At 40.0% G+C, this 12,978-nt stretch carries 11 protein-coding genes; 1 reads left to right on the top strand and 10 read right to left on the bottom strand.

All coding sequences use genetic code 11. From position 1 onward, the window contains the following. Positions 1 to 2: 2 nt before the first annotated feature. From QZV31_RS06290 to QZV31_RS06255, 8 genes are all read right to left on the bottom strand, one after another. The gene (locus QZV31_RS06290; protein ID WP_295359138.1) at positions 3 to 644 is read right to left on the bottom strand and encodes a DUF4194 domain-containing protein; all 642 of its coding nucleotides are present in this window, start codon (positions 642 to 644) and stop codon (positions 3 to 5) included. Beyond that, positions 631 to 2,130, bottom strand: a complete 1,500-nt coding sequence (locus tag QZV31_RS06285; RefSeq protein WP_295359136.1) for a DUF3375 family protein — start codon at positions 2,128 to 2,130, stop codon at positions 631 to 633. The genes QZV31_RS06290 and QZV31_RS06285 overlap by 14 nt, the downstream gene beginning before the upstream one ends. An 87-nt stretch (positions 2,131 to 2,217) precedes the next feature. Beyond that, positions 2,218 to 3,657, bottom strand: coding sequence for an ATP-binding protein (locus tag QZV31_RS06280; RefSeq protein WP_295359134.1), 1,440 nt, complete (start codon positions 3,655 to 3,657; stop codon positions 2,218 to 2,220). Positions 3,658 to 4,068: 411 nt separating this feature from the next. Further along, a complete protein-coding gene (locus QZV31_RS06275) occupies positions 4,069 to 4,509 on the bottom strand; it encodes a hypothetical protein (RefSeq protein ID WP_295359132.1) in 441 nt (146 codons plus the stop codon). A gap of 260 nt (positions 4,510 to 4,769) precedes the next feature. Further along, complete coding sequence (locus QZV31_RS06270; RefSeq protein WP_295359130.1) at positions 4,770 to 4,961, bottom strand: hypothetical protein; 192 nt, start codon at positions 4,959 to 4,961, stop codon at positions 4,770 to 4,772. Then, positions 4,954 to 6,204: an AAA family ATPase gene (locus tag QZV31_RS06265; RefSeq protein WP_295359128.1), complete on the bottom strand. Its 1,251-nt coding sequence runs from the start codon at positions 6,202 to 6,204 to the stop codon at positions 4,954 to 4,956. The genes QZV31_RS06270 and QZV31_RS06265 overlap by 8 nt, the downstream gene beginning before the upstream one ends. 22 nt (positions 6,205 to 6,226) lie before the next feature. After that, positions 6,227 to 6,811, bottom strand: coding sequence for an ATP-dependent Clp protease proteolytic subunit (locus QZV31_RS06260; protein ID WP_295359126.1), 585 nt, complete (start codon positions 6,809 to 6,811; stop codon positions 6,227 to 6,229). A gap of 172 nt (positions 6,812 to 6,983) precedes the next feature. Continuing rightward, positions 6,984 to 7,661: a hypothetical protein gene (locus QZV31_RS06255; protein ID WP_295359124.1), complete on the bottom strand. Its 678-nt coding sequence runs from the start codon at positions 7,659 to 7,661 to the stop codon at positions 6,984 to 6,986. A gap of 306 nt (positions 7,662 to 7,967) precedes the next feature. Between QZV31_RS06255 and QZV31_RS06250 the strand changes: the two genes are divergently transcribed. After that, positions 7,968 to 9,266 carry a helix-turn-helix transcriptional regulator gene (locus QZV31_RS06250; protein WP_295359122.1) on the top strand — a complete coding sequence of 433 codons (1,299 nt, stop codon included), beginning with the start codon at positions 7,968 to 7,970 and terminating at the stop codon, positions 9,264 to 9,266. A gap of 551 nt (positions 9,267 to 9,817) precedes the next feature. Here the strand turns inward: QZV31_RS06250 and QZV31_RS06245 are convergent. Continuing rightward, on the bottom strand, positions 9,818 to 10,864 hold the full coding sequence (locus tag QZV31_RS06245; RefSeq protein ID WP_295359121.1) for a hypothetical protein: 1,047 nt from the start codon (positions 10,862 to 10,864) through the stop codon (positions 9,818 to 9,820). A 657-nt stretch (positions 10,865 to 11,521) separates the two neighbouring features. Beyond that, the gene (locus QZV31_RS06240) at positions 11,522 to 12,856 is read right to left on the bottom strand and encodes a DUF4143 domain-containing protein (RefSeq protein WP_295359119.1); all 1,335 of its coding nucleotides are present in this window, start codon (positions 12,854 to 12,856) and stop codon (positions 11,522 to 11,524) included. Positions 12,857 to 12,978: the final 122 nt, after the last annotated feature.

The raw sequence follows: 12,978 nt of genomic DNA, 5'->3' as shown, positions 1-12,978 counted from the left end.
TATTAATCCTCCACTTTTTTCCTGCTATCAGAGATCTTTTGCAATTCTTCCATATAGTTAACCAAATCATTGGCGGTCACACGGCATTTTAAATACTGTGAAATAAAATATACTTCCTCATTATCCGGAGAAGGTACAATAAAATCACTGTTCTCACAAAAGGCCCAAGCCAACTTAAAGTTGTTTTCAACTTTATTTAGGTCAGCCGAATTCAACATGTATAATTTATATTCCTCAAAAACATCTGATTTGTTAATGGTCACAAGGTCAACTACGGATTTATGCTGCCATAAACGGTTGGCCAGTAAAATAATGAGAACAGACCGGCTACGGGTATAAGGCGTCCTGGATAATAAGGACGGCCCGTCAACGGCACAGAGATATATTTCCTGTGCGTCAGCATTGTAATCAACCCGCACACCAAAATAACGTAGAATTTTATCCATTTCATTTAAATTTTCATAAGCAAAGTCAAATAACGCCTTTTGGGAATGACGCGCAACATGCCCTTTACGCCACAGAAACTGTATTATCTGCCGTAATTTATCATCATGTGTCAATCCGTTATTTGAAACAGATGCAATCTGTTCTTCTTCTGTTTCAACACTTATAATTTCGTTTTTTTCCAATTCAGACATCTGCATCGCTTGGTCTCCTTCGGGAAATATCCACATCATCAAAACTGAATCGTTCCATTACATTATGATACCCGTTATGTAAGTCCAGGCAGACTTCCTGACCTTCAATAGAATACGTTATAAAATCTTTCAAGGATAAATATGTCAGAATATCTTCTGCCCCGCCTGCTTTACCAAAAGGATATTTTTTAATTACATCGGATAATAAAACCGATTTTCCATTATTCGTCATTTCCATCAGGTTATTGCGCAGCTGAAATACATTAGCCGAATCATCCACAAGCTCTGGCACTGAAAACGCATCGCCTTCCGTTTCAACAACCGGTTGAATGAAACTTTCTTCCGTATTGGGTTGTATATCAAGTGGAGCAGCAATATGTGAAAACGGCAACAACGGTTTTCCTATAATCTCTTTAGTACCTGCTAATTCCAGCCGCACATTAGAAATATCCGTGTCATTCTTTAATTCCATCTGTAATGATAATATTTTAGACAATAATTTACGTATTTCCCGATCCTGTTCAAAAGAAGCAGATGCCAGATAGGATGTAAACAATTTATAAATCCTGTCTATTTCATCATGGGCATTACGGGCAGATTCTCTCACTCCCCGCAATAAAATCCACGGTTTTTCTTTCTTTGCTTCCTCATGCAAATACGGATTTTTTTGCAATGAACGCAGGTCCTCAATTAGTTTGCGTACACGGTCATCATCCGAAATAAACTCAAAAAATGTTTTGAAAGTCTGTCCCTGCATAGTCTGTTCGATTTCTGTCCGTCCTTCAATCCACGCATCCATAATTTCGCCTTTGGTTGATTCATCATTCTGAATTCTATCGTATAACCGGACATACAAATCATGGAGATTCCTGGCTATGACAGATACGTCAACCGGAAGCCCTTTTAATAGACGAATAACCATAAGAAACTGTTCTTTGGTTTTCGCAGGTCCCATTATTTCTACAGTACCGCCCCGCTTCAAAATTGCTTTTTTCCCCTGGAGTTTTTTTAGTTCTATTCGTAATCTTTCAATTTGACTGTCAAAATAGGCGATTTGTTCTTCTACTGTTTTCCGGTTAGTTCCGACGATCAAATCCACTTTTTCCATAATGGTCTCAAACGCAGAGGCTGCTATGACTGCTTGGTTGACATCCATACGGCCGACCATCAAATCGTCCATGATGTTAATAGCCTTACGGGCTTCTGGCAACAGCTTGCATTTTGAAACTCCATCAACCGGATCACGCGAACGTTCCAGCCAAAATTGCCCAATCCACTCATTAATGTATTCATCTGCAGATTTAACTGTTGTTTCCAAAAATTTAGACTGATAGCTTGTCCAATGGCGTATCAACTCCACTTCAGGAACAACTTCCAAATTAGTATCAATAAACTCCCTGCGAAAAAAATACAAAACTTCACTTTTGTTAAGCAGTTTCAATACATTTGAGTTTTTTGAAATAGCATTAAATTCTTCAAAGCTGTAGCTCATAAAAATTACCTGTTACTCCTTTACGGAAAAACTATATCATAATTCGTTTTTCATCTCTGTCCGAAAAGCAAATTTCTATTTCGCCGGTTAGCGGAACAGATCCTCCGCAGTAATAACCGCCTGGAGTTCTCCGGCATACGGATTTTTGGCAACTCCATACGTTGTTATCAAGGTAGAATGAATTGCGTATTTAGTTCCTGTCTTAAGCTTGAAATCAGAAATCTTGCGTTTTTGATCCCGGACAAATTGGGCATTAACAATATAATCCGCTTCTGAGTATTTCATTTCACACAGATTAATCACCTGATCTTTCCGGACAATCAGCAGGTCAATCTGCGAACCGAAAATCCCTGCATCCGAATCAGGAAGACACTGCCAGGTACTAACCTCAGTATAGACTCCGGAAATCCCAAGCGCCGCTTTAATCTGCGCAACATGCGCAAGGCATACCCGTTCGAAAGCCGTTCCGCTCCAGGCATTCACAACCGGCGTATTGCTCAGATTCTGCCATTCCTTCTCGTCATACGATTTATTTTTCAAAAACTTATGATAGAACAAAGTGTAATTATCCATTAACTGATAAACAAGATTACGCTGCTTATATCCGAAAGGCACATATACCCGGATGAAACCGCAGTTTTCCAGTTCAGACAGTTTTTTGGACAAATCGCCAGAACGGGCTATTTTGGCAATCCCACTGATTTCCTCCTGGGTCAACCCTTTCTTTTTGATGGCGAGCGCCTCAACAATCTTTATATATTGCTCCGGTTTGTTAAACAAGGCCCTGTATAAATTGTCATATTCATTTCTCAACGGTGCATTATCCTTAAAGAACAATTCATCAATGTTTTGCGGAAGGCTTTTCCCTTTTTTAAGAAGACTCCAATAGTATGGCACTCCGCCCATAATCATGTAACATTGAAGAATCTGGTGGCGTGAAAAAATGATATTACGCGACTGCAAGAATTCCTCGCACTCATGAAGGGTAAACGGTTTTAGGTGTATCTGTCCTGTTAAACGGTTATGCAATCCGCCCCTGCCATTCACAATATTATCCATCATCCAATATGTAGCAGAGGCGCAGACAATCAGTACAATATCTTTTTCTTTCCTTGCCGTTGCCCAACCATTCCAAAAACTTTCCAACGCCGCAATCAGACCGCTGTCCCTTGTGTCCATCCAAGACAGTTCATCAATAAAAATTACCTTTTTCTTCTCGTCTGACCTTGTAATGACTTCCTTCAGGCAATTGAAGGCTTCGTTCCATGAACACAGCCTTTCCTTGCATTTATACCCGGCCTCTTCCAAAGATTCTTTAAATTTATCCAACTGAGCCTGTCTTCTTGATTCGTTTTTAACAGACAGGTTGCTTATACCTGTATGCTGAAAAGTAAATTGGTGATTAAAACTCTCTCTTACAAGATACGTTTTTCCGATACGTCTTCTTCCGTAAACCGCAACAAACTGCGGTTCCTCCTCATCTAACAAAGACTTGAGTAACATCCTTTCTTCCGCACGTCCTATCATGGCAAATCCCCTTTGTTAACCTACATCCTTTAAGCTAAAATTTCTTTAACTTGTTTTTTACAAGTGTTATAGAAACTTTACACTAATTATATCAACTCACTTTGGAATTTTCAATAACAAAATTTCTATAACCTTATTTTTTGGGTAGTTATAGAAATTTTAATCGGAAGTAAAGTAAATCAAGTTGCACACCTACTTTCATAAAAAATCCTATGCCTGCCCGACAACGGTTGAAATCTTTCAAAATTTCTAAATCCCCAATTCCAGTGCATGTACATACCCGCACGCGCAACGCGCCTGCGCCCGTTCCTGGTATTTTCCGATAATCTGTACTTCCGGAACTTTTCCACACCTGGGGCAGAAAACTGAAACACTGCTCGTGGTTTCCATCTCACAAATAACCTTTGATTCTTACTCATGCCCTCGCATCTCTTCTTCTGAGAATTCTATTGGCGATATGCTTTCAACCGGTTTCATATGCATGTTGACGCCACGGGCTTCCAGTTGCTTCGCAATATGTTCCAGGCCCCGGTTGAACTTGTTGTTATATTCTTTTTTTCCGTATTTTTGCACCATTCCATTTATATGCTTTTCAAATCTGAACAGATACGCCTTTGACAGAATCGGCAATTTCCCCTCAATTTTTAATAAATCACGCTCTGTCGGCACATACTCGCCAGACTCGAACCAAGCAAAAAACATATCATTTCCCTTACGCATAACACGGGCTATGATAGCCAGTTCCTCTGGTGTCAATTTGTAACCAAGGAAAAGCAGTTTGTTTATCATCAACGAAACTTCTCTCAATTGTTTGGAATATGGCAGCTGCCAAAGCCATGTCATATGTTTCATAACACTGTATCCATTACCATACCGTCCAAACTTTATGGGACGCAACGCTTTTAACATGGATCGTTTACGATTTCCTCTTGATACCATCGTGGTCAATCTCCCTCTATCGACATATATCACCTTTTATAATTGCAAAAAAGATTTCTAACTTACGACTCCTTTGTAAAAACAATATTTGGCGTATACCAAAATCAAAGATGGATAAGAGCAGAAAGCCCCGCATAGACTTCCCGCTCTTATGACCGCTAATTACGATTCTATTAAGTTTCCTCATCTACCGGGTCGTTGATACGGTTACTCAGCAAGTATTCCGTAATTTTCTTTTCTTCTTCATCGCTGACCCAAAAGGTCTTGTGCCGGCGTACCACTTGAGATGGTTTTCGTCCCGCGCGGGGCCGCCAGCCGCCCCGTTTTCTTTTTCCTTCCCGCTTACTTTTTTTGTCGTTAACCAAGGGCGCCTCCTCTTTTTACACAGCTCTTATTCAGTTTCCGTAACTGAGGCGGACGTTTGCTTTTAATGTCGCATCCCCGCAATAGGCATTCTGTAGGTTCCGCAGTACCGGAAAGCACATACATTGTCGGAGACAAAAGGTCATTGAAAATATTGGCGAGACCTCGCGCACCGGTTTTTCTTTCTACCGCCATACGGGCAATCTCCCTGAACGCAGCATTGTCAAGAATCAGTCTGTGCCCCATATTTTCAAAACGTTCCTGATACTCAAAGAATACAGATGTTTTGCATTCTTTCATAATTTTTATAATGTTGGCAACAGACAGCGCCTTGTAATTGACCCGGATGGCGATGCGTCCGGCCAATTCACGCAGGATGCCGTATTCAATCATATCTTCGAGGTTGGGCGTGAGATCCGTACCAGGAGGCAATTCTTCTTTTTCAGTGGAATCGGTTTTGTTGGCAACCGATTTGATTTCCGCAGTGAAACCAATACCGCCAGTAACATTTTCCTTGACCTCGGCTTCCTTATCTTCTTCTTTCTGCCTTGCCAATAAAAGCCGACGTCGTGTAATTCTTTCCATGCCATCGAAAGCGCCAAGGAAAACAAACATTACGCTGCCAGTATCTACTTTCAGCTCATAACCACCGTCGTCTCCATCCCCGGTATTATGATTTTTAAGTTTTACGCTTCCTGCGGGATACTCGCTCCCCTCTGTCATTTTCAAAAGCGCAGCCTGATAATCCCTGCAAAAAATTACTGTGTTCCCCTGCTCAATAATACGCATCTTGTCAAATTCGTCCAGCAGAATGATACCATTTGACGCCATGCGACAGACTTCCCTGAAATCTTCTTCCGTGCGGGGCATGTGATGCAGCTTACGGTAAAGGTCTAATGCTTCTTTACATAAGTCCCGGATCAACCAGGTCAGGTCTTTTTCTCCTTTCCAGCTGTCGTTTGGCGTATAATCCGGCGCATTGCGCATGATGACCGGTATTCCCAGCTTTTCTTCCAGCCGTTGCAGAACGCGGAAGGTCTCCGTCTTGCCGCAACCGGTAGGCCCAGCCAGTAACACGTTGTCCTTGCGGATACGGGAATCTTTGTTATGTTCATGTGCGAAAATACGGTACAGATGGGAAGACACAGCCATAGCAATGCGCCGCGCTCCTTCATCCTGCCCCAGAACATAACCGTCGAGTTCAGCCTTCAGTACTGCTGCGTTAAAGTATTTTCTTTCTGTCATTTCTATGCTCCTCCCTTCTTTTTTACGGCCTCTTGTCCACTATGGTGTCGATGATGCCGTAGTCCAACGCTTCGCAGGCAGTCAAATAGGTATCACGGTCAGTATCTGCTACTATTTTTTCCCTGGCCTGCCCCGTGTGAAGCATGATTACCTTGTACATCTCTTCGCGGATGCGCAAAATGTGTTTTGCATGGATCTCTATATCCGAAGCCTGTCCCATAGTACCACCCAAAGGCTGGTGAATCAGAACCTCGGAATGTGAAAGAGCAAAGCGTTTTCCTTTGGTTCCCGCCATCAGAAGAACAGAAGCCATGCTGGCCGCCACGCCGACACAGATAGTAGCCACATCCGGCTTGATAAACTGCATAGTATCGTAAATAGCCATGCCGGCTGTTACACTGCCGCCCGGACTGTTAATGTACAAGTTGATATCCTTGTCCGGATCCTGCGATTCCAAAAACAACATCTGCGCAATGACTATATTAGCAACAGCGTCATCAATTTCCCCAATCAGGAAAATAATCCGGTCATTGAGAAGTCTTGAAAAAATATCATAGCATCGTTCCCCGTGGGAATTATTTTCAATTACATTAGGTACATAAAACATATCCTCATTCTCCTTTCGCAAACTGAAATTTCAATATCAATATAAATCATATTGCGGACACGCTCTTGCAATTTTCTCAGAAGAGTTTGGAAGCGTTTGAAACATCGTCAAATCTTTTCCAGGAATTCTTACAAGGCGCGCCGCAAAATTTTAAGAAATCAAAACCAAATTGTCAGCTTGCCTTTATGGGCAAAAGCTTTGGAGCCTTACCGGCAGTGAAGCATTCCGGTTGCAGGCGCAGCGTCATGCGTTTGCGGTTGCCTGCCAGCCGGAACATGACAGGCGTTATCGCCTTTTCCAAAATACTGGCAAGTGCGTAAGCGCCCATTTCCTGTTCCAGCGCTTTGTCCGCCACAGTTTCCAGTACTTGAACCGGAATTTGCAGCGTAACGTTGTGCATGCGCAGCATTTTTTGATACTGCTGCACAGGGGAAGCATCGGAGTGAGCCAGGATGTTTACCAAATCGCTGCGGCTCGGCGACTTCGTCCGGCAGACAGAAGTGACATGTTCCAGCATTTCCATCGGAACGCCCCACTCCTTTAAATCTGCCAATACAGCTTCCGGCATGTCACGCATGGAAAACAGATTGTGGTTCAAGGGCCTCTCCCTGTCCCGGCAGCGAATCAGCTCTTCATCGCTGATCATGATGGCGTTTCCATCCGCATCCTGCTTTAAGATACTTTTGACTACGATAAATGTCTGCAGCTTTGTCAGCCCCAGAGCAATCGGTTGTTCTGCGTCTTTTACATGCAGAACCAAAATTGAATCAAATTCTCTTTCCTCCGCCGTTTCCATCCCGGTGTCGTTCTGAATTGCGGGTACGTTGGTAGCGGTTTCCATTTTTTCCATGCTATCGCATCCTTTCTCTTCACTGAATGAATCGGTAAAACGGATTGTCTGTGTCCACCTTTCGGCGAGGTCTTTCTGTAGGCAGGGAAATCCCCGCCAGGCTCTTTTCAGTTTTCAAGGTTCAATCTGGTATAATAACGATAGTTAAATTCTATATTTATAGAATTTTATTATCATCGAAAATTATATTAGCATGATTCCATGTCCTTGTCAACACATTTTAGCCTTTTTTTATAGTTTTTTTTATAAATTCATCTTTACTTATTCTTTTTACATGATATAATACAGACAAGGAGGTACTTTACCATGCCAACAAGAACTGAAATAAAGGAAATAGAAGAAATCCGGGATCCCTACCCTAAAGACTTTGCAGGAAGACTGCGCGCTTTCCGCAAAAAGCTGAAGATCAAACAGACTGAATTTGCCGAAATGCTACATATTGACATTCAGAAATGCAGACGATATGAAAGCATAGGCACAGAGCCGGATGTAGAAACTTTAAAGAAAATGGCTTCCATATTAAAGATTACTGTAGACGAATTGGTAGGTTACAAACCGGCTGCTATTAATATCGCGACAGATATTTTGGATAAATCAGGTATCGTCTTCAAAAAAGTTGAAGACGAAGACGCCTACATTTTGTACCGTTATAAAACCGACGATGAAATCGGACATCCGGACTTGAACGACTTGCCATATTTTGTCTGTTTTTCCAAAGAAAATAATATATTGAGTCCCGCTGATGCCTTACTGTCTGTAAAAGATAGCCGAACTGATGACTTGTGTATTTTCTTCGGACCAGAAAGATCCGAGGATAATAAAATCGATATAAATGAATTTCTTAATTACATAGTAGAAACGAAGCTTTCTACTGCTAAACTCAAAATCTGCGTGTTCGAAGCCAAGCGGCGAACAGATTCCATCATCAAAACAGCGCTGAACGAGACTTATGCAGCATTCTATCCAACCGTTTTTCGGAATTATGTGAATGATGAAAAATATTCCATTTCGAGCGTGGAAATAAGGGATATTTTACCAGAAATATTCCCGGAACGCCTTCGCGCATTGCGCGAAGGCTGTCACTTCAGCCAATCAGAAATGGCAGATGAAGTGGGACTGAGCCTGCAAACCTACAACCGCTACGAAACAAAAAACGCACAACCAAGCATTGACATGTTGAAACGGTTAGCCTTAAAATTAGGCGTATCAGTCAATGTTCTGACAGGTTTTAAACTTGATTATCTCAACGAAGCATTGTTTTTTTTGGAAAAAGTTCATATTAAATGCTCGCTTGATAAAGAAACCCAATTGTATTACGTCGAAGCGCCAGACAAGGAAAATGCTAAAAAATTGAATGCAAAAGCTTTGCACTTTTGCACCTACCAGGCCAAGCATGATGTCGACCTAAAAATCAAAGATGATTTAAAGAATATTTTTGATGAAACTTTTACCCCCATCTTTTGGGAACTGGTTAATAACCATCAAAATCTTAAGCTTGATACGATCATTGACGAAAACGATTACGAACCTTACTTATACGAACTGGACTTAATGAACAAACCAGTTTTTTCCGAAAAAGATACCAACGAAGATCCGGACGACTAATCTCTCTTCATTTTTTCTTCTTAACAAATTGCCAATCAGGGCACAAAAAAACTTCGGTCCAAATAACATCCAGAGAATTACAAACTAACTTACACAATTACTATTTGGAGTTTGCAGACTAACGGTTATCGTTTTCAGCTGTTATCCTCCAATAATTGTTAAAAAGTATTTTCGTTAAAATCTCTGTTACTGTTATTTGGCCGAAGTTTTGTTTTTGTGCGTACCTCGCTTTCTGTCAGCAATAGGGAACTTTGAAGAAAAGCAAACAATGCGTAAACCATTACCCCTTCTCAAACATATTTTACATATGCCTTTCCGCGTCTCACCTCCCATCCCGGCTCATCAATATCAAAAATTTTACTGTTGCAATAATCTTTCAGTTTCTGAAACGCCTTTTGCAATTCAACAATTTCAATATCATTACTAATGCTATTCATCAATTCCCTGGAAGTCATCACAAGCCGTAAATTAATTACTCTGTCTCATGTCGCGATCATTGAATTTAAGCCGGTAGGCTTGCTTGGCCATCCTGCTGAGTACCAGCATAGGTGTTATAAATTTTCATACTCTGTTAAAGGATAAAAGAAATGAGTGAATTCTTCATTATTCTTAACATCATTAAATTTTTTTCTATCTTTATCATATCTTTTTTTAGTACCCTTACCTTCTAACTTATCAAAATCAGCAACTACCCAACTCAGTTGATCAATTGATTTTTTTTCCAATAAATTTAAAAGAATATCCCATTTCTTATCTTCATTAAGCGTATCGCCTTTTTCGCTATCAAGATTACAAAGTACAACATTTTTTGAAAGCATTTTCTTTTCATTAAAAATACCTGCAGCACAAACTTCAGCTCTATTAACCCCAATTTCGGTCCAAGATTTTACAGGTTTAAATTTCACTTCATAATATATAAGTCTTCCTTTATCGTCTTTTCCAATAATATCTAAATTAGCCCCACACTCGTTATTCATAAGCCCATGGTATTTATTAAAAGACTCTTGTTTAAAGATCTGTAAGGCTCTTTTTTCTAAAAATTCTTTTTCTTCTTTTCCTCCTAAAAGACCCTTTTCCTTAATAAGTTTTATTGCACGACAATATCGAACATTTTTAAAAGACTTTTCTTCCTTTGTATTCCTTTTTTCCAACATTTCTTTATATTTGGTATCCTTAAAACTATTTATCTTCACATCATTAAACTCGATAGAGTAAATAAGTTTTTTCTCTATTTTATCATCGATAACATCTAAATCATAAACACAAAATTTATCGTTTTCAATCATCACTAAAATACATGCATATTTTTTACTATCAGAAATATCACTTCTTAATATATGAATCAAATTTAAATCAATACAGTTTAAATCGTCAAAGTCTTTGAAAACAACAAATATCGGATTCCCATTTATATTTTTACCAAATTTATCATTTCCTGGAAAAAACCACCAATCAGTTGAGTATTCACTCGCTTTATATTTCTTTTTAAATTTTTTTAAAAAACATGCCTCTTCAATATAGCCACACAAATATCCTAATTTATCTCCTCTTCTTATTGCTTCTGAGTTTTCTACAAGTCTATTTTTCAACTGTAACACTATAACTACACCTTCCTTCCATTTACTATTTAATTTTACTAACAGCTTCTACCAACTATTTTTCAACAAATCTCTGTACATTCATTATTTAATAATTAATTCTTTACCGATACTTATCCGCTCCTGTATAGTAACATACATATAACATTTTAAACACCTCCCACTATATTATTTAAAATGGCTTTAAGTTGTTCGCTTTTCTTTTCGTTACAGTAGCGGCCTACAGCCTCTTTGGCGGTTTTAACGAAGTCAATTGTGCCGCCCCTTATTCTAAATTAAATCGATTATTTAAATTTGATATTTGTATTATTACTATCATTCAACTACACGCATTGTAACAGATATCTTTTTGTTTGTCAATAGGTTGTTGTAATTTTTTTATAATTTTTTATAAAGTGTTTTTATTTTATTATCATTTTAGTATTTGTTCATGATAATAAAAAACACTCAATTCAGCATAAAAACTGTATTTGAGCGTTATATAACAATTATAATAAACTTTTCTCCACTCACCTGGTCGTATTTACGAACACTTTAGAACCGCCAACCCGTATGGATGCTGGCGTCTGGTTCCCCTAACTCTTATGTCTATAAAGGCAGAATCCTTGCCACGCTGGCCATGTGCAGGATGATATCCTGGTGGAGATTTTACTCGCTTTACAAAAACATCACCATATAATGCGGCAACGTTTCCTTAGCACCGTCTTTTCCGTTTCGTCCGCCAATCAGTTTGAACGCAACGGAAGGCGAAAATAATTTAATAAAATTGTTCAAGGATGGAGAAGCGTTGTTTCCCGCCTTCACCTCCACCGGCACAACCTCACCTTTTTCTTCAATCAGGAACTCCACTTCATGCTCATTATCAGGCTTGTAATAATACAACGTATAGCCACGTTTGAGAAGACATTCGGAAATGCTGTTTTCATAAATGCCGCCGCGGGCGTTTCCTTTAATTGTATTATTCAGCACTGCCAGCTTGGTTTCCTTGCCATACATGCAGCAGAGCAACCCCGTATCATTAATGTAAAGCTTAAATTGATCTTCGTTGGCGTTTGCCATCAGCGGCAGATACGGTTCGCGAATGTTATAACAGGCGTTCACGATTCCGGAATCTTTCAGCCACTGTATGCTGCCTCCAAATTTTCTGCGCGTCTGCCCTTTTTCAACGGTAGAGTACTGGAATTTTTTCAGTTCTTTGGCAAGCTGTTTAGGTACTGCGTCATAACACATACGGACGAGTTGCTTTTCTTTTCCCTTTGCATGCTTCGCAATATCGTCCCTGTATTCCGCAAGGATATCATTTTGTATCCTGTCCACCCGGTTGAAGTCTTTATGTACAGAAAAATCCGCAACAACTTCCGGCATACCGCCCACCACTATAAACTCACGGAAGAGATTTTCGTATTTGATATGTACAGCTTCCGGTATCGTTTCACCGGTTTCATAATAAGAACGCAAAACATCCGTAGCTTTTTCGTCATAACCGTACGCCCACAGGAATTCTTCAAAATCCAGCGAGTACATCATAATCTGGGATTCATAACCTACTGGAACAGATGCCGGCACTTCAACGGATTCATCGTCATCCTCTCCATACGTCAGGCCCATTAAAGAACCGGATGAAATTACATCATAACGCATATCTTCCGCAAGAAATTTTATTGCAGTCCGCGCATTTCCACAGCACTGGATCTCATCCAGAAAAATCAGCGTATCGCCCGGAATCAGCGTAACGCCCGGCATGTACGCAGTCAGGCGTTTCATGACTTCTTCTGCAGTCATCTCTCCGTCAAAAATACCCTTCAGATCCGGCTGACGGTAAAAATCAATATTTATAAAAGAAGCGTACTCTGATTTCCCAAATTCCTGCACGATATAGGACTTGCCAACCTGGCGGGCGCCTTTAATAAGCAGGCATTTTTTTATTCGATCTTTCTTTCTTTGGTTTTTCCACTCCAACAGTTTATCGTAAATCTTTCGACGTAGCAGCATAATATCACCCTTCCGTACATGCTTCTGCATTACTTCTGATTATAGTATGCATAAAATAAGGGTGCTCGTCAAGAAAAATTTACATAAAATAAGGGTTCCTGTATAAGAAAATTTGCATAAAA

Source organism: uncultured Succiniclasticum sp. (assembly GCF_902793885.1).
Lineage (GTDB): Bacteria > Bacillota > Negativicutes > Acidaminococcales > Acidaminococcaceae > Succiniclasticum.
The sequence above is the reverse complement of the archived record's forward strand: the minus strand, read 5'-3'. Positions and strand labels throughout refer to the sequence as shown.